Source organism: Ensifer sp. 22521 (assembly GCF_052044795.1).
In the GTDB taxonomy this organism is placed as follows: Bacteria; Pseudomonadota; Alphaproteobacteria; order Rhizobiales; family Rhizobiaceae; genus Ensifer.
In genome coordinates this window covers 171,172-188,199 of the sequence record NZ_JBQENM010000012.1, presented here as the reverse complement: position 1 = coordinate 188,199, position 17,028 = coordinate 171,172, and the positions used below count along the sequence as shown (strand labels likewise).

The following is a 17,028-nucleotide window of genomic DNA, read 5'->3' as shown; positions in this document are numbered from 1 at the left end:
GATCATCTGTCTCCCGCGGCGTAGCGCACCAGTTGCGCGGGCTCGCCACCGCTTTCCAGGAAGAAACGCATCAAGAGGTTTTTCGCCGCTAGCATGCGGTAGTCGCTTGTCGCCCGCCAGTCGGTGAGCGGCTGGTAGTCGGTCTCGAAGGCGACTTGTGCTGCGCGAACCGTCTCCTCGGTCCAGGGCTTGCCGATCAGCGCCGTTTCCACATTCGTGGCGCGCTTCGGCGTGCCGGCCATGCCGCCGAAGGCGATGCGGGCGGAGCGGACCACTCCGCCGTCTACCGACAGGCGGAAGGCGCCGAGCAGGGCGGAAATGTCCTCGTCGCGGCGTTTTGAGATCTTGTAGGCGGCAAAGAGATCGCCGGCCGGAAGACTTGGCACGAAGATGCTTTCGACGAATTCGCCCGGCTTACGGTCCTGTTTGCCATAGGCGATGAAGAATTCTTCGAGCGGCAGCGTCCGGCGACCCTCCGTCGAGCGCAGCGTCACGGTGGCGTCGAGCACGATCAAGGGCGGCGGGCTGTCGCCGATCGGCGAGCCGTTGGCGATGTTGCCGCCGATCGTGCCCATGTTGCGCACCTGCTCGCCGCCGATCCGGTCGATCAGCGGGCCGAGGCCGGGAAAGGCTTTGCCGAGCGCGGCATAGGCCATCGTGTAGCTAACGCCGGCACCGATCGTCAGACCCGGCTCCGTCTCCTCGATGCGCTGCAGCTCGGCAATGCCGTTGATGAAGATGGCCGGGTTGATCGGCCGCATCTGCTTGGTCACCCAGAGGCCGACATCGGTGGAACCGCCAACCACGGTCGCCCCCGGATTGTCGGCAAGCGCTGTCGCCAGGCCGTCGCCGTCCGCAGGCACGATCAGACAGGTGTCGCCCTGGCGAATGGTGATCGTCTCGGTCGGCGCCAGTGCCTTCAGCCGGACGGTGATCGTTTCGCGTTCTCGCGTGATCGGGTCGAAGATTTCGGAGGGGCGCGCCTTTGCCGCCGCTTCCGCGGCGCGCACGATCGGCTCATAGCCGGTGCAACGACAGAGGTTGCCCTGCAGCGCCTTTTCGATATCAGCGCGGCTGGGATCGTCGTTTGCGAGCCACAGGCCATAGAGCGACATGACGAAGCCGGGCGTGCAGAAGCCGCATTGCGATCCGTGGAAATCGACCATCGCCTGCTGCACCGGATGCAGCGTCCCGTCCTGGCCGGCAAGATGCTCGACGGTGACGACATGGGTTGCCTGCAGCGAGCCGAGGAAACGGATGCACGCGTTGACGGCTTCATAGACGAGCCTGTCGCCGGCAAGCTTTCCGACGAGCACGGTGCAAGCGCCGCAGTCGCCCTCCGCACAACCTTCCTTGGTGCCGGTCAACCGACGCTCCAACCTCAGGTAATCGAGCAGGGTCGCGGTCGGTGCGATGTCGGAAAGCGCGACCTCGCGATCGTTGAGGATGAAGCTGATGCTTCCGTTCGGCTGGGGCATGCCACTCATTCCCTGCTGCTGCATGTTACCTGAAATCACTTTGATCTTAGGTGGTTATGCAGAAAAGCAAAGGGCCGTGGAAACTTTTGGCTGTGTCCGTGCGTGTGGCTACTGTGCCGTCCAGCCGCCGTCCATCGACACATGCGTGCCGGTGATCTGGGCGGCATCGTCGCCGGCGAGATAGACGGCGAGCGAAGCCACCTGTTCGACGGTGATGAACTTCTTGGTCGGCTGGCCCTTCAGCATCACGTCGTTGATGACCTGCTGTTCGGTGATGCCGCGGGTACGCGCCTGATCGGGGATCTGCTTTTCGACGAGCGGCGTCAGCACGTAGCCCGGGCAGATGGAATTCGCGGTGATGCCGTTTTCGGCGACTTCGAGAGCGACGGTCTTGGTCAGGCCAAGAACGCCGTGCTTGGCCGCGACATAGGCGGCCTTGAAAGGCGAGGCGACGAGGCCATGGGCGGAGGCGATGTTGATGATGCGGCCCCAGCCCTTCGCCTTCATGCCGGGAATGGCGGCGCGGATCGTGTGGAAGGAGGAGGAGAGGTTGATCGCGATAATCCGATCCCATTGCTCGACCGGAAAATCCTCGACCTTCTCGACATATTGGATGCCGGCATTGTTGATGAGGATATCGACGCTGCCGAAGCGCTCGGTTGCTGTCACGATCAGATCGGCGATCTCGGCGGGTTTCGTCATGTCGGCGCCGTGATAAAGCACCGTTCCGCTCGTCAGCGCGCTGACGTCGTCCGTCGCTTGTCTGATCTCATCAGGACTGCCGAAGCCGTTCAGCACGATGTTGGCACCGCCCTTGGCGAAAGCCTTGGCGATCGCAAGCCCGATGCCACTCGTCGAACCGGTGATGACCGCTGTTTTCGTCATTGCTGCTCTCTCCCTTTGTGCCGCTTCGGACTGCTTTGTTGCGGCGCAACAGCGCCAGCCTACGCGTAAAACGGGCGCACTGACAATTGTGTTTTTGAGCTCCGGGCCGCAGAGTTGCCGCGGGGGCCAGCGAAGCCGATCGGTTGCGTTTTGTTTTCGTTTGACATTCGTTTTGCCATCGTATTGAAGTTTTCGAAATGAGATCCCGCCCTTGAGGACGGGTGAATAAACATGCGTGTGGCCGGGGAGGGGCATATGGGCGGATATATTCTCGCGATCGATCAGGGTACGACCTCAAGCCGGGCGATCGTCTTCGACGGTCAGCAGCAGATCGCTGGCGCCAGCCAGAAGGAATTCAAGCAGCACTTCCCCAAATCCGGCTGGGTCGAGCACGATCCCGAGGAAATCTGGCAGACGGTCCTTTCGACGGTCCAGGAAGCGATCGCCAAGGCGGGCATCACCGCCGGCGACCTTGACGGCATCGGCATCACCAATCAGCGCGAGACGGTCGTCGTATGGGATCGCGAAACCGGCAATCCGATCCACAATGCCATCGTCTGGCAGGACCGCCGCACTGCGTCCTATTGCGACAGGCTGAAGAAGCAGGGGCTGGAAAAGACCTTCACCAGGAAGACCGGCCTGCTGCTCGATCCCTATTTCTCCGGCACCAAGCTCAACTGGCTGCTGACCAACGTCGACAGGGCCCAGGCGCGCGCTTCCAAGGGTGAGCTCTGCTTCGGCACGATCGACACCTTTCTCATCTGGCGGCTGACCGGCGGCAAGTCCTTCGTGACCGATGCCACCAACGCCTCGCGCACGCTCCTCTACAACATCTCGGAGAATGCCTGGGACGACGAACTGCTGAAGATCCTGAAAGTGCCGCGCGCCATGCTGCCGGAGGTCAAGGACTGCGCCGCCGATTTCGGCGTCACCGACCCGGCAATCCTTGGCGCCGCCATCCCGATTCTTGGCGTTGCCGGCGACCAGCAGGCGGCGACGATCGGCCAGGCCTGCTTCAAGCCGGGGATGCTGAAATCCACCTATGGCACTGGCTGCTTCGCGCTGCTCAACACCGGCAAGGACATGGTGCGGTCGAAGAACCGGCTGCTCACCACCATTGCCTATAGGCTCGACGGCGAAACGACCTATGCGCTGGAAGGTTCGATCTTCGTTGCCGGTGCTGCCGTGCAATGGCTGCGCGACGGCCTGAAGGTGATCAAGGCGGCACCTGATACCGGGACGCTCGCCGAGAGCGCCGATCCGACGCAGGAAGTCTACCTGGTGCCGGCCTTCACAGGGCTTGGCGCGCCGCACTGGGACCCGGATGCGCGCGGCGCGATCTTCGGCATGACCCGCAACACCGGCCCCGCCGAGTTTGCCCGCGCCGCGCTCGAAGCCGTCTGCTACCAGACGCGCGACCTGCTCGAGGCGATGCACAAGGACTGGCGCAACAACGGCAAGGAAACGGTGCTGCGCGTCGATGGCGGCATGGTCGCCTCCGACTGGACGATGCAGCGGCTGTCCGATCTGCTCGACGCGCCGGTCGACCGGCCCGTCATTCTCGAGACCACCGCGCTCGGCGTCGCCTGGCTTGCCGGCAGCCGTGCTGGCGTCTGGCCGAAGCAGGAGGCGTTCGCCCAGTCCTGGGCGCGTGACCATCGCTTCGAGCCGACCATGGACGAGAAGACGCGAAAGGCCAAGCTCAGGGGCTGGCGCAACGCCGTCAAGCGCACGCTGAGCTGAGAACCAGGACTGGGCGGTTTTCGCCCGCATCATCCGGTTCCTGCCAATCATCCGACACAGGCTCCATTCATGCTCATCCGGGAAACACAGCGTTTCCCGGATGAGCATTTGCTGCCCACGCGCGCGGCAACTATCTGTTGTCACAACAGAAATAGGACGGGCATCATGGAACTCGGGCTTTATACATTTGCGGATGTCGATCCGAATGCGGCAGACAAGGGCAAAGAGGGGCAGCGGCGCCTCAAGAACCTTCTCGAAGAGATCGAGCTTGCCGATCAGGTCGGCCTCGACGTTTTCGGTCTTGGCGAGCATCACCGCCCTGACTATGCGGCCTCGGTACCCTCGGTCATTCTGGCCGCTGCCGCCGCAAAGACGAAAAACATCCGGCTGACCAGCGCCGTGACGGTGCTGAGCTCGGACGATCCGGTGCGCGTCTTCCAGCAGTTTTCGACGCTGGATCTGATCTCCAATGGCCGCGCCGAGATCATGGCCGGTCGCGGCTCCTTCATCGAATCCTTCCCGCTCTTCGGTCAGTCTCTCGACGATTACGACCAGCTCTTTGCCGAGAAGCTCGATCTGCTGATGGCGCTGCGCGACAGCGAGAAGGTCACCTGGTCGGGCGAGATGCGGCCGGCGATCCATGATCGCGGCGTCTATCCGCGGCCGCTGCAGGAGGTGCTGCCGCTCTGGATCGCCGTTGGCGGCACGCCGCAATCGGTGGCGCGGGCAGGAGCACTCGGCTTGCCGGTGGCGCTCGCCATCATCGGCGGCGAGCCGCGCCGTTTTGCGCCGCTCTTCGATCTCTACCGCGAGGCCGCGCGCCGGGCCGGCCAGGATGCGACCAAGCTGAAAACCAGCATCAACGTGCACGGCTTCATTGCCGACACGACGGACCTCGCCGCAGACCAGTTCTACGGACCGCAGGCAGAGGTGATGAACCGCATCGGCCGCGAGCGCGGCTGGGGACCGACCAACCGGGCGCATTTCGACCAGGCACGCAGCCCGAACGGGAACCTCTTCCTTGGCGACCCGGAGACGGTGGCGGAAAAGATCGTCGAGAACTGGAAGCTGTTCCGCAACGATCGTTTCCTGCTGCAGATGGCGATCGGGCCGATGCCGCATGACCAGATCATGCGCGGCATCGAGCTCTACGGCACCAGGGTGGCGCCGCTGGTGCGCACGGCGCTGGCGGAAGAGAAGGCGGCGGCACGGGCCGCCGTCTGACCTCAAACGCCGGGTTCAGTGTTCGATTGCCGACCGTCCCGTTCGGCGCTGGCATAACGTATAGCGACACGCTACATGTGAGCGCGAAAGCGAGACACGGATGACCCTCAACAACGAAGAAGATCTGCTGCGGCTGAAGGAAATCGGCCGCATCTGCGCCAATGCCTTGCAGGCGATGGGCGAGGCGCTGGAGCCCGGCATCACCACGGCGGAACTGGACGCGATCGGCCGCAAGGTGCTGGAAGAGGCCGGCGCGCGCTCGGCGCCCGAGCTCTGCTACAAGTTTCCCGGCGCCACCTGCATCAGCGTCAACGAGGAAATCGCCCACGGCATTCCCGGCAGCCGGGTGATCCAGGCGGGCGACCTCGTCAATATCGACGTCTCGGCCGAGAAGGACGGCATCTTCGCCGATACCGGCGCCTCGTTCCCGGTGCCACCGGTCACGGCCGCGATCGACCGGCTTTGCCGCGACGGCAAGCGGGCGATGTGGGTGGGCCTCAAGCAGGTGCGTCCCGACCAGCCGCTGGCGGCCATCGGCAACGCGATCGGCGACTTCGCCCGCAAGAACCGCTATTCGCTCGTCACCAACCTCGCCAGCCACGGCATCGGCCGCTCGCTGCACGAGGAGCCGACCGAGATCGCCACCTGGCCTGATCCACGCGAACGGCGCCGGATGACGGACGGCATGGTCTTCACCGTCGAACCCTTCCTGTCGATGGGCGCGCAATGGGCCGAAGGCGGCAACGACGATTGGACGCTCTACAGCGATCCAAGGGCGCCAACGGTGCAATACGAGCACACCGTCGTCGTCACGCGCGGCGGGCCGTTGGTCGTGACGCTGCCCGGCTAGATCAGGGATGCGATTGCGGGCCGCGGCCGTCATCGCTCCTCTAACCCATTGAAATCGGCGATCGTTCGATTTCTTCAATAGGACCTTCAATTATTGTCGTTTGTGGCGCGTCGTGTTGCGGTGCAATAAACTGACATGACCACGCTCGACAGACCGCTTCAGGCCAATATCTCCGCCACGGCAACCGCCGGCGCCATTGCCATGGCCGTCGCCATGGGGTTCGGCCGATTCTCGTACACGCCGATCCTGCCGGCGATGATGACCGATCTTGGTCTCTCGCCCGGCGATGCCGGCCTCATCGCCTCGGCCAATTTCGTCGGGTATCTCGCCGGTGCCATTCTCGCCGCCTATGGCTGGGCGCACGGGCACGAGCGCCGGATCGGTCTTCTATCGCTCATCGCCACGACGGTGCTGCTTGCGGCGATGGGGCTCTCGTCCTCTGTCGTCGTGCTGGCGCTGATCCGCTTTCTGGCCGGCCTTGCCAGCGCCTTTGCGATGATCTTCATCTCCGGCATCGTGCTTGGCCACGGCCTGCTTGCACGATCGGAGCATGTGCCGGCCGTCCATTTCGGCGGCGTCGGCCTCGGCATCGCATTTTCGTCGCTCTGCGTCTGGGCAAACCCGCTTGCGGGTCATGCCAGCCTGACGACCTCCATGGGCGACTGGTTCACCGGGGCTCTGGTTGGATTGATCGGGACCATTATCGTCGCGGGACTTCTGCCCGGCGTTCCTTCGTCCGGTGCGGGCACGGTGCGCGAGAAGCCGCTTCGCTGGACGCGACCGCTCACGGTGGTGACGTTCACCTACGCACTCTTCGGCTTCGGTTACGTGATCACTGCCACCTTCCTCGTCGCCATGGCGCGTGACCCAAGCGGCGGCCACGGCATCGAGTTTCTCGCCTGGTTGCTGACGGGCCTTGCCGCCGCACTGTCCGTCTATCTCTGGCGCTTTGCCGTGCCGCGCTTCGGCCTTGCCGGCGTCTACGCAATCGGCCTTCTGGTCGAGGCGGTCGGGCTGGTTCTGACGGTCAGCCTGCCCTTGCCCTATGCGCCGCTTGCCGGCGGGCTGATGCTTGGGGCGACCTTCATGATGATCACGGCTTACGGGCTGCAGATCGGCCGGCAGCTCGCGCCGGAAAGCCCGCGCAAGGCACTGGCGCTGATGACCGCCGCCTTCGGCATCGGTCAGATTATCGGTCCTCTGGTCGCCGGTTGGCTGGCCGACCGCACCGGCAGCTTCTCCGCGCCAACCTTGATTGCGGCAGCCGTGCTCTTCCTCTGCGGCGGCGTCATCCTTGCCGAACTAAAGCGGATATCTGCAGCACTGAAGGGCTGACGGGTGCCATGGGCTGCGGCGGAAAAAGGTCTTGTTCGCCGTGGTTTGCCCGGATGAAATAACAGTAACGTTTATATTATCCGATTGTTGACGACGGCGCTTTGCCCTAGTTTCGGCGCTTCGAGCGGTGACACATCGCCTTACCGAAACGTGAGTAGACCCTTTGTTCCATTCCTTCTTTCCGAAGCCGAAGCTGTTCTTCACCTCCGGTGCCCTCTGGTCGATTATCTGCATTCTCGTCTGGTACACGGTCGGCCCGCAAATCGGCGCCGCGGTTGGCCTGCCGCCATTGGCCCCGGGCGAAAAGCCACCGATCGGCCTTGCGTACTTCTTCACCCCGGACAATCTCTGGTTCTATCTCTACTTCACCATCTTCGTGGCGATATTCGGCGGTGCCTGGAAGATCATCGCCAAGGATCACCCTTGGGCGAACTGGTCGATCTGGGGCTCGGCCTTTATCATCTTCATCGCTTACTTCGCTGTGCAGGCGTCAGTGGCGCTCAACAATTGGCGTGGTCCGTTCTTCGATCTCTTGCAGGATGCGCTTGCCGGAAAGCCCGGCATTACCACCACTCAGTTCTACACGCTGCAACTGCGCTTCCTTGAAATCGGTTTCGTCGGCGTCACGTTGAACGTCGTCACCGCGTTCTTCACCAACCACTATGTGTTCCGTTGGCGCACCGCCATGAACGATTTCTACATGTCGAAGTGGGACAAGCTGCGCCACATCGAGGGGGCGTCGCAGCGTGTGCAGGAAGACACGATGCGCTTCGCCAATATTCTCGAAGGGCTCGGCGTTACCTTGATCAATTCGGTGATGACGCTGGTGGTGTTCCTGCCTTTGCTGTTCAACATGTCGCAGCACGTCTCCGACCTTCCGATCATCGGCGCAGTCCCGCACGCGCTCTTCTGGCTGGCGATCGTGTGGTCGGTGTTCGGCACGGCGCTGCTGGCGCTCGCCGGTATCAAGCTGCCGGGGCTGAATTTCAAGAACCAGCGCGTTGAGGCAGCCTACCGCAAGGAACTGGTCTACGGCGAGGACAATGAGGATCGCGCGCAACCGGTCACGGTGAGGGAGCTTTTCGGCAACGTTCGCCGAAACTACTTCCGCATGTATTGGCACTATCTATATTTCAACATCGCGCGCTATTCCTATGGCCAGCTCGATGCGATTTTCCTGAACTTCATCCTGATCCCGACATTCGTCGCCGGGAAGATCACGATGGGTATCTGGCAGCAGATCGCCACGGCCTTCGGCGAAGTCAGCAACTCGTTCCAATATCTGGTGAATTACTGGTCGACGATCATCGAGCTGCTGTCGATCCACAAGCGCCTGAGAGCCTTTGAGGCGGCAATCTCCGACGAACCGCTGCCGGAAATTGACCAGCGCTATCTGGAGCGCGGCGCTGCAGAAGACGCGCAGCCGGCCTAAGGCCGGCGCTCTCTACGGCAATCAGAAGGCGGAGCGACCCGCCTTCTTTTTTGCCTGCTCGATGACAGGCAAGGCCTGGGCATAGCTGACACAGGCGACGTCGGGTTTTCCGCAGACTTCCGAGAGCAGTCGATCAAGGGCGCGCCAGTAGGCGCCGCCGTTCATTTCGACGAAGTGGAAGCCGAGCTGCAGGGGAATGCGGTCGCCGCCATATTCGCGGTCGAAGGCTTTCCGGTAGGCCTCGTAGGTGCGCTCCTCGAAGCGGGCGCTGTCCTTCTTGTTCTCGACACCCATCGAGTGGCGGACGAAGAGATTGTAGTCCATGCCGATGACAGGGCGCTGCGACGGTCCCTCGGGGATCAACGGCAAGCCGAAGCGCGGCAGACCGTCCTTCGTCGTCGGCCAGCCCGGTCCTTTGGTGACCAGGCTTGCGTCATAGGTGAAGTTGTCCGCCTTCAGCGCCGGCAGCAGGCCGTCGCTCAGCGATAGATAGGGGGCACGGAAGCCTTTGACGCCGGTCTTGGCGAACTCAGCCCAGCCCTGGGGCTCCGCTTCTGGCTTGCCCGCCTTCTTCCAGGCGTCGGCGAGCGCGGTATTGAAGGTCGAGAATTCGCTCTGCCAGTCGGCCTTGCTCCAGCCCTTGCCGTCGAAATGACCGCAGGCGTGGCTGGCGATGTCGTGACCATCAAGATGGGCCTGCCAGATATGGCCGGCACGTGCTGCAATCTCCTCGCGGCTCTGGGCGAAGCCGACATTGGAGCGGCCGGGCTTCTGGCCCGGCGGCCTGTAGATCTCCTTGCCGTCGGCCCGGGTCATCAGGAAGGTGCAGGACAGGAAATAGGTGAAATGCGCGCCGGTGCGCTTGGCCATCGCCAAGCTCTTTTCCCAAAGCGAGTTGTCATGGGCACCGTCGAAGGAGACGATGACCAGCTGCCGGTCAGCGGCGGGGACGGTGGCCGGCGTCGCCGGTTCGGCCCGCGCAAGCGCCGGAACCAGGACAAGGGAAAAGGCGAGAAATGTTCGGATCATGATCAACTGCAGCGATGAATTTTTGTCGCAGATGGTTCGAAATTGCGGCAATCCTTTGATCGGGCTGGAAAAAAGACGCCATCAAGGCTACTCCATAGCAACCTGGACTGGAATCGGTCCAAGGGCGAAGGGCATAGAAAATCAAAGAGCTACAGCGACTCAAGCGCGCCAGATCCGGCACGCGACGCTATCTCCGATATCTCGAACAAAGCGGTGGCCCCATGGCGATACTCGTTCTCGGCATCATCATCTTTCTCGGCATGCATCTCATCCGCGTGGTTGCGCCCGGCTTTCGCGCCGGCATCATCGAGAGTCGCGGCAAGGGCACCTGGATGGGGATCTATGCGATCCTCAGCCTCATCGGCCTCTGTCTGATCATCTATGGTTTCGGCCAGGCGCGCGGCGAAACGGGCATGCTCTACAATCCGCCGGTGTTCCTGCGCCACATAGCGCTGCTCCTGATGCTCTTCGCCTTCGTCTTCCTTGCTGCAGGCTTCCTGCCGGCGGGCCGCATTGCGGTGGCGGTCAAGCATCCGCAGATCCTGTCGATCAAGACCTGGGCTTTGGCGCACCTGCTGGCGAACGGCGAGACGTCCTCGGTCCTGCTTTTCGGATCGTTTCTCGCCTGGGCGGTGATCCTGCGCATCTCGCTGAAGCGTCGCGAGCGGGCAGGGGAGCGCGTGCTGCCGGTGTTCAAGTCATCGACGAACGACGTGCTGGCCATCGTCATCGGTCTCGTCGCCTACGGGCTCTTCGTCTGGAAGCTTCACGAGTGGTTGATCGGGGTTGCCCCCGTGGTGATGGGCTAAGGCAATTCCAGCAAAAGTGCGCAGCGGTTTTGCGTCCCGACTTGCGTGTAACAAAAAATTTAGAGCGACGGAGGTGACCTCGTGTCGACCGTAGGCGCTCTAAATAACGTCGGCCCCCTTACAAGCGCCGCAAAATCGGGTAGAAGGCGCAAAATCCATGAGAGCGTGATGCGTGCGCTAGAACGCGTCGTGCATGCTCGAACAGTTTGAGATTGTGCGCTGTTCCCGTCGATGACGGTCGGAATGGCGTACCAGTGGGCAGGCAAGGCCGGGGCAGTAGATGGCGAACCAAGACGACAGCTTTATCCGCGAGGTCAATGAGGAACTGCGTTCCGACCAGATGAAGAGCATCTGGGCTCGTTTCGGCGGTCTCATCGCGGCGATCGCCGTGCTTATCGTTCTCGGCACTATCGGCAAGGTCGGGTTCGAGTACTGGCAGGAGGGAGCTTCCTCGAAGTCGGGCGACGCCTTCCTGCAGGCGCTCAATCTGGCGAAGGAAAACAAGACGGACGAGGCGCTCGCTGCCTTGAACGCGCTTGAGAAGGACGGCTACGGCGCCTATCCGGTGCTGGCTCGTCTGCGCGCTGCAACGCTTCAGGCCCAGAAGGGCGACACCGATGCGGCGGTGAAGGCATTCTCCGCCATCGGCAAGGACGGCAGCGTTCCGGCTGCCATTCAGGAAGCGGCGCGACTGCGTGCGGCCTATCTGCTCGTCGATACCGGCAGCTACGATCAGGTTTCGGCTGAAGTCGAGCAGCTTGCGACGCCGCAGAACAATATGCGCCACTCGGCGCGCGAAGCGCTTGGTCTCTCGGCCTACAAGGCCGGCGACTACGCCAAGGCGAAGACCTGGTTCCAGCAGATCGTCGACGACACGCAGAGCCCGCGCAACATCACCGGTCGCGCCCAGATGCTGCTCGACGTGATCACGGCCAGCGGCAAGGCCTAAGGTTTCCGCCCATTCCACGTGGATGGGCACAGGGTGCACGACCCTTTCGAATCAGCGCATGATCCCAAAATCGATCTCGATCTTGGGGTTGTGCGCTAAAGCATTTAAAGCAGTTCCAGCAAAAGTGCGTAGCGGTTTTGCGTCCGGAACTGCGGAAGGCAGACAAGCAGTTCCAGCAAAAGTGCGCAGCGGTTTTGCGTTGCGAATTGCAGGCAAACAATCAGATGGGGCAGTTCCTCTACGGAAACGCTCGCGAGCCGCCTGAATGCGGCACAGAACGAAATTACGAGCGCGGCCCGCCCATCGGCTGCGGCGCTCCAAGCGGAAACGGATAGATCCATGAGCTTCACCGTCGCCATCGTCGGGCGTCCCAATGTCGGCAAGTCCACCTTGTTCAATCGTCTGGTCGGCAAGAAGCTGGCGCTCGTCGACGATACGCCGGGCGTCACCCGTGACCGGCGGCCGGGCGAGGCAAAGCTGATCGACCTGCGCTTCCGCATCATCGACACGGCCGGTCTCGAGCAATCGGGGCCCGACACGCTGCAGGGTCGCATGTGGGCGCAGACGGAAGCCGCGATCGACGAAGCCGATCTTTCGCTGTTCCTGGTCGACGCCAAGGGCGGCCTGACGCCGGCCGACGAGACCTTGGCCGAAATGCTGCGCCGGCGCGGCAAGCCGGTGGTGCTGGTGGCCAATAAGTCCGAGGCGCGCGGCTCCGATGGCGGCTTCTACGATGCGTTTACGCTCGGCCTTGGCGAACCTTGCCCGATCTCGGCCGAACACGGCCAGGGCATGCTGGACCTGCGCGACGCGATCGTCGCTGCGATCGGCGAAGAGCGGGCCTATCCGCCGGAAGACGACGTGGCCGAGACCGATATCGATCTGCGCCCGACGTTCAAAGACGAAGAGGGCGAAGAGGAAGAGGCGGAGACAGCCTATGACGAGACCAAGCCATTGCGCGTGGCGATCGTCGGCCGCCCGAACGCCGGCAAGTCGACGCTGATCAACCGCTTCCTCGGCGAAGACCGACTTTTGACCGGGCCGGAAGCCGGCATTACACGCGATTCCATCTCGGTCGAATGGGACTGGCGCGGCCGTACCATCAAGATGTTCGACACCGCCGGCATGCGCCGCAAGGCGAAGGTACAGGAGAAGCTGGAGAAGCTCTCGGTCGCCGACGCGCTGCGCGCGATCCGCTTTGCCGAAACGGTTGTCATCGTCTTCGACGCGACCATTCCCTTCGAGAAGCAGGACCTGCAGATCGTCGATCTCGTCTTGCGTGAGGGCCGCGCGGCGGTGCTCGCCTTCAACAAGTGGGATCTGGTCGAGGACTGGCAGGCGGTGCTCGCCGACCTTCGCGAAAAGACCGAGAGGCTCCTGCCGCAGGCGCGCGGCATCCGCGCCGTGCCGATTTCCGGCCACACCGGTTACGGTCTCGACCGACTGATGCAGGCCATCATCGAAACGGACAAGACCTGGAACCGCCGCATCTCCACCGCGCGGCTCAACCGTTGGCTGGAATCGCAGACGGTTCAGCATCCGCCACCGGCCGTGTCCGGTCGCCGCCTGAAGCTCAAATACATGACGCAGGTCAAGGCACGTCCGCCGGGCTTCATGATTTCCTGCACGCGTCCCGACGCGCTGCCGGAATCCTACGTGCGCTACCTGATCAACGGCCTGCGCAACGATTTCGATCTGCCGGGCGTGCCGATTCGCATGCATTTCCGCGCGGGCGATAATCCTTACGAGTCCAAGGCGAAGAAGCGCCGCTAGGCGCTTCCCAGACTGCTACAAACCTTGAAGATGGTTTTCTGGCGATAGCGCGACCCCAATCTCCCCTCATCCTCGCCCCCGTGGCGGGGATCCAGCGACCCGACGTCCGTCGGGTCAGAGACCCTTCAGCCCAAGGACTTGGGCTGGTCCCGCAGTTCCAGCGGAACCGCTAGAGATTCCTGTGACATGCACAGGAATGACGGAGATTTTGGCTGGCGCAAAGGTTTTTCCGGCAAGCTTACAACTATCAGAAATATCTTAATCAGCAGCCTGAGAAGCGCCGTTAGGCCCTTTCTTCTGCCACCTACGCCGCAGGTAGCCTCTCCCTGGCGACCAGCGCACCGTGATGGCCGATGACGCCGGCGGCGACGCTTGCCGCGAAGGCGGCGGCCTTAGCCGGTTGATCACCGGTGACAAGGCGGGCGACGAAGGCACCGTTGAAGCTGTCGCCGGCGCTGGTGGTGTCGACGACGCGTTCGACCGGGGTTGCCGGTACGTGCTCAATCGGCGCATCGCCGAAGGCAAGCGTCACGCCCTTCTCGCCATCTTTGACGACGACATTGGTGGCGCCAAGACCCTTGTAACGCGCAATCGTCGCTTCGATCGAGGCGTCGCCGAAATGGGTGACTTCGTCGTCGAAGCTCGGCATGACGAGGGTTGCGGCGCGGGCGCCATCGGTCAGCGTCCGGCGCATGCGCTCGGCGTCGTCCCAGAGGCGCGGGCGGATGTTCGGGTCGAAGACCACTTGGCTGCCGGCCGCTTTCGCACGGCGCAGTTCCGACAGCAGCGTTTCGACCGCGTCGGGTGCAAGGATCGCCAGCGTGATGCCGGAATAGAGGATCAGGCCGGAGCCCTCGATCGCGCTTCTCAGATGATCGGCATCGTCGGCGAGCAGCTTGGCTGCCGAGTGCGAACGCCAGTAGGAGAAGCTGCGCTCGCCGTCCTTCAGATGGATCATGTAGAGCCCGGCCGAGCGGCTCTCGATCCGGCGCACGGCTGACGTGTCGATCGCCTTTTCCGCCATGAAGGCCAGCATCTCGTCGGAAACCGTGTCGGTGCCGACCGCGGAGCAATAGCCGACGGTCCAGTCATCAGGCATGAACAGCCGCGCATAATAGGCGGCGTTGAAGGTGTCACCGGCATAACCTTTACGCAGCAGCCCGCCTTCCGCCTGCATGAGCTCGACCATGCACTCCCCGATCGCAAGCATCTTCCCGGCCAACGACTTTCCTCCTCACAAGATTTCGCCTGAGACGGGATAAGGGGCTCAGCCGATCTCGGCAAGAGATTGTTTCTGGTGAAGGGCTCGCGGCGGACCGAGAGGAAGGAACGGCGTTTACTCCCGCGCCGGGCGGCGATACACCTTGGTTCCTCATCATCCCGCTCTGGCGTGGAGCATCGGTCTTCAAGGGGCATTTCATGACGTCTCGGCAGGCATCGAATGACGATTGGTGGCGCGGCGCGGTGATCTACCAGGTCTATCCGCGCTCCTTTCAGGACACCGACGGCGACGGCATCGGCGATCTCAAGGGCGTTACCCGGCGGCTGCCGCATATCGCCTCGCTTGGCGTCGACGCGATCTGGCTGTCGCCGTTCTTCACTTCGCCACAGGCCGACATGGGCTATGACGTATCGGACTACTGCGACGTTGATCCGATGTTCGGCACGCTCTCGGATTTCGACGAGATGCTTGGTGAGGCCCACCGTCTCGGCCTCAAGGTGATCATCGACCAGGTGATTTCCCACACCTCCGATCGCCACCCCTGGTTCGCTGAGAGCCGCTCGAGCCGGACGAACGGGAAAGCCGACTGGTATGTCTGGGCCGATCCGAAGCCGGATGGCACTGCGCCCAACAACTGGCTGTCGATCTTCGGCGGCCCCGCCTGGGAGTGGGACGGGGTGCGCAAGCAGTACTACATGCACAATTTCCTCGGCTCGCAGCCGGACCTCAACTTCCACAATCCGGCGGTACAGGACGCGGTGCTCGATGCCGCCCGCTTCTGGCTCGATCGCGGCGTCGACGGGTTCCGCCTCGACACGGTGAACTTCTATTTTCACGACCGGCATCTGCGCGACAACCCGCCGCTGGTTCCCGATCCGGATGCGACCAGCAACGATGCGCCCGACGTGAACCCCTATGGCATGCAGGACCATCTCTACGACAAGAGCCAGCCGGAAAACATCGCTTTCCTGAGGCGGTTCCGGGCGCTGCTCGACCGCTACGAGGGCCGCATGACGGTCGGCGAGGTGGGCGACGGCGCCCGCTCGTTGAAGACCGTGGCTGCCTATACCGGCGGCGGCGACAAGCTCAACATGTGCTACACCTTCGACCTGCTCGGTCCGGACTTCACCGCGGCCCATATCCGCCGCTGCGTCGAGAATTTCCAGAAGGCCGTCACCGACGGCTGGGTCTGCTGGGCTTTCTCCAACCACGACGTGACGCGCCACGTCAGCCGCTTCGCTCGGAACGAAGCAGAGCGGGAGAGGGTGGCGCGGCTCGCCATCACGCTGCTTTCGAGCCTACGCGGGTCGATCTGTCTCTATCAGGGCGAGGAGCTGGGACTTCCGGAGGCGGAACTCGCTTTCGAGGACCTGCGCGACCCCTATGGCATCCGCTTCTGGCCCTCCTACAAGGGCCGCGATGGCTGCCGGACGCCGATGGTCTGGGAAGAGGCGGCGGCCAATGCCGGCTTTACCGGCGGCAAGCCCTGGCTGCCGGTTCCGGCTGAACACCGCCGCCTGGCCGTGGATGCCATGACCGAAGGCGCGGATACGGTGCTTGGCCACTACCGCGCGACGCTCGCCTTCCGCAAATCGCGACCGGTTCTGCACGATGGCGCGATGCATTTCCTCGATAGCAACAGCGATCTCCTGGCCTTCGTTCGCGAAAAAGATGGCGAGCGCTTGCTCTTCGTCTTCAATCTCACCCGCGAACCGCAGGCGTTTCTGGTCCCCGCTGTCGTCGAGCCCCTGGATTTGCCCGGATATCCGGCGCGCCTCGAAGCGGGTAGCATCCAGCTTGACGGATTATCGGCCTTCTGCGGGAAGCTCTGATGCGCGTATTGTTGATGGATGGCGAAACCATCGGCCGCTGGGTCGAGATGCGTCTGGCGCTCTGGCCGGATACGCCGGAAGCGGAGCACCGCGCGGAAGTCGAGTCCTCTCTTGCCGAGACCGATCGCTATGCGTCGTTCCTCTGCGAGGACGAGGCTGGTGTTGCCGCCGGTTTTGCCGAGGCGTCGATCCGCCGGGACTATGTCAACGGCTGCGAAACCTCGCCCGTGGCCTTTCTCGAAGGGATTTATGTGTTGCCCGGATATCGTCGTCGCGGCGTCGCGCGTGCGCTGATCACGGCGGTGGAACGCTGGGCAACATCGCAAGGATGCCAGGAACTCGCTTCCGACACGGCGACCGACAATCTCAGGAGCCAGAGCCTGCACATGGCGCTTGGCTTCGAGGAGACGGAGCGGGTCGTCTATTTCCGCAAGGAACTGTCGCCGGCCGTGGCAGACAATTGAGGA

At 63.0% G+C, this 17,028-nt stretch carries 15 protein-coding genes; 10 read left to right on the top strand and 5 right to left on the bottom strand.

Features of this window, described 5'->3' with window-relative positions; genetic code table 11:
• Positions 1-2: 2 nt before the first annotated feature.
• A complete protein-coding gene (xdhA, locus tag ACTJKE_RS20400) occupies positions 3-1,478 on the bottom strand; it encodes a xanthine dehydrogenase small subunit (protein WP_440692267.1) in 1,476 nt (491 codons plus the stop codon).
• A 108-nt stretch (positions 1,479-1,586) separates the two neighbouring features.
• Positions 1,587-2,363 (bottom strand): 3-hydroxybutyrate dehydrogenase, encoded by a 777-nt coding sequence (locus ACTJKE_RS20395; RefSeq protein ID WP_113511341.1) that lies wholly within the window; start codon positions 2,361-2,363, stop codon positions 1,587-1,589.
• A gap of 255 nt (positions 2,364-2,618) precedes the next feature.
• On the opposite strand from ACTJKE_RS20395, the gene glpK reads away from it, so the two are divergent.
• The 5 genes from glpK to sbmA all read left to right on the top strand — a co-directional run bounded on the left by glpK (position 2,619) and on the right by sbmA (position 8,947).
• Positions 2,619-4,106: a glycerol kinase GlpK gene (glpK, locus tag ACTJKE_RS20390; RefSeq protein WP_440692264.1), complete on the top strand. Its 1,488-nt coding sequence runs from the start codon at positions 2,619-2,621 to the stop codon at positions 4,104-4,106.
• Positions 4,107-4,271: 165 nt separating this feature from the next.
• Positions 4,272-5,330 (top strand): LLM class flavin-dependent oxidoreductase, encoded by a 1,059-nt coding sequence (locus ACTJKE_RS20385; RefSeq protein WP_057252995.1) that lies wholly within the window; start codon positions 4,272-4,274, stop codon positions 5,328-5,330.
• A gap of 100 nt (positions 5,331-5,430) precedes the next feature.
• Entirely contained in the window at positions 5,431-6,180 is a 750-nt protein-coding gene (gene map, locus ACTJKE_RS20380; RefSeq protein ID WP_057252997.1) for a type I methionyl aminopeptidase, read from the top strand.
• A gap of 135 nt (positions 6,181-6,315) precedes the next feature.
• Positions 6,316-7,515 carry an MFS transporter gene (locus ACTJKE_RS20375; RefSeq protein ID WP_440692262.1) on the top strand — a complete coding sequence of 400 codons (1,200 nt, stop codon included), beginning with the start codon at positions 6,316-6,318 and terminating at the stop codon, positions 7,513-7,515.
• A 163-nt stretch (positions 7,516-7,678) separates the two neighbouring features.
• Complete coding sequence (gene sbmA / locus ACTJKE_RS20370; RefSeq protein ID WP_058321173.1) at positions 7,679-8,947, top strand: peptide antibiotic transporter SbmA; 1,269 nt, start codon at positions 7,679-7,681, stop codon at positions 8,945-8,947.
• Positions 8,948-8,968: 21 nt separating this feature from the next.
• Here sbmA and ACTJKE_RS20365 read toward each other — a convergent pair whose 3' ends face one another.
• Positions 8,969-9,976: a polysaccharide deacetylase family protein gene (locus ACTJKE_RS20365; protein WP_082616096.1), complete on the bottom strand. Its 1,008-nt coding sequence runs from the start codon at positions 9,974-9,976 to the stop codon at positions 8,969-8,971.
• Between the two features lie 221 nt (positions 9,977-10,197).
• Between ACTJKE_RS20365 and ACTJKE_RS20360 the strand changes: the two genes are divergently transcribed.
• Positions 10,198-10,785 carry an NnrU family protein gene (locus tag ACTJKE_RS20360; protein ID WP_058321172.1) on the top strand — a complete coding sequence of 196 codons (588 nt, stop codon included), beginning with the start codon at positions 10,198-10,200 and terminating at the stop codon, positions 10,783-10,785.
• 280 nt (positions 10,786-11,065) lie between these two features.
• Complete coding sequence (locus ACTJKE_RS20355) at positions 11,066-11,734, top strand: tetratricopeptide repeat protein (RefSeq protein ID WP_057253003.1); 669 nt, start codon at positions 11,066-11,068, stop codon at positions 11,732-11,734.
• A gap of 104 nt (positions 11,735-11,838) precedes the next feature.
• On the opposite strand, the gene ACTJKE_RS20350 is transcribed toward ACTJKE_RS20355, so the two are convergent.
• On the bottom strand, positions 11,839-12,093 hold the full coding sequence (locus tag ACTJKE_RS20350; RefSeq protein WP_143032950.1) for a hypothetical protein: 255 nt from the start codon (positions 12,091-12,093) through the stop codon (positions 11,839-11,841).
• Between ACTJKE_RS20350 and der the strand changes: the two genes are divergently transcribed.
• Complete coding sequence (gene der, locus ACTJKE_RS20345) at positions 12,074-13,507, top strand: ribosome biogenesis GTPase Der (protein ID WP_057253007.1); 1,434 nt, start codon at positions 12,074-12,076, stop codon at positions 13,505-13,507. The two genes, ACTJKE_RS20350 and der, sit on opposite strands and share 20 nt — an antisense overlap.
• 304 nt (positions 13,508-13,811) lie before the next feature.
• On the opposite strand, the gene ACTJKE_RS20340 is transcribed toward der, so the two are convergent.
• Entirely contained in the window at positions 13,812-14,729 is a 918-nt protein-coding gene (locus tag ACTJKE_RS20340) for a sugar kinase (protein WP_440692260.1), read from the bottom strand.
• A 197-nt stretch (positions 14,730-14,926) separates the two neighbouring features.
• Between ACTJKE_RS20340 and bglA the strand changes: the two genes are divergently transcribed.
• Positions 14,927-16,561 (top strand): beta-galactosidase BglA, encoded by a 1,635-nt coding sequence (bglA, locus tag ACTJKE_RS20335; protein WP_440692258.1) that lies wholly within the window; start codon positions 14,927-14,929, stop codon positions 16,559-16,561.
• Positions 16,561-17,025, top strand: a complete 465-nt coding sequence (gene aac(6'), locus ACTJKE_RS20330) for an aminoglycoside 6'-N-acetyltransferase (protein ID WP_057253013.1) — start codon at positions 16,561-16,563, stop codon at positions 17,023-17,025. Before bglA ends, aac(6') begins: the two co-directional genes overlap by 1 nt.
• Positions 17,026-17,028 lie beyond the last annotated feature (3 nt).

Coding starts and splice junctions, on each gene's coding strand:
- xdhA (WP_440692267.1), bottom strand. CDS start 1,478: ATGCCCCAGCCGAACGGAAGCATCAGCTTCATCCTCAACGATCGCGAG.
- ACTJKE_RS20395 (WP_113511341.1), bottom strand. CDS start 2,363: ATGACGAAAACAGCGGTCATCACCGGTTCGACGAGTGGCATCGGGCTT.
- glpK (WP_440692264.1), top strand. CDS start 2,619: ATGGGCGGATATATTCTCGCGATCGATCAGGGTACGACCTCAAGCCGG.
- ACTJKE_RS20385 (WP_057252995.1), top strand. CDS start 4,272: ATGGAACTCGGGCTTTATACATTTGCGGATGTCGATCCGAATGCGGCA.
- map (WP_057252997.1), top strand. CDS start 5,431: ATGACCCTCAACAACGAAGAAGATCTGCTGCGGCTGAAGGAAATCGGC.
- ACTJKE_RS20375 (WP_440692262.1), top strand. CDS start 6,316: ATGACCACGCTCGACAGACCGCTTCAGGCCAATATCTCCGCCACGGCA.
- ACTJKE_RS20365 (WP_082616096.1), bottom strand. CDS start 9,976: ATGATCCGAACATTTCTCGCCTTTTCCCTTGTCCTGGTTCCGGCGCTT.
- ACTJKE_RS20360 (WP_058321172.1), top strand. CDS start 10,198: ATGGCGATACTCGTTCTCGGCATCATCATCTTTCTCGGCATGCATCTC.
- ACTJKE_RS20355 (WP_057253003.1), top strand. CDS start 11,066: ATGGCGAACCAAGACGACAGCTTTATCCGCGAGGTCAATGAGGAACTG.
- der (WP_057253007.1), top strand. CDS start 12,074: ATGAGCTTCACCGTCGCCATCGTCGGGCGTCCCAATGTCGGCAAGTCC.
- ACTJKE_RS20350 (WP_143032950.1), bottom strand. CDS start 12,093: ATGGCGACGGTGAAGCTCATGGATCTATCCGTTTCCGCTTGGAGCGCC.
- bglA (WP_440692258.1), top strand. CDS start 14,927: ATGACGTCTCGGCAGGCATCGAATGACGATTGGTGGCGCGGCGCGGTG.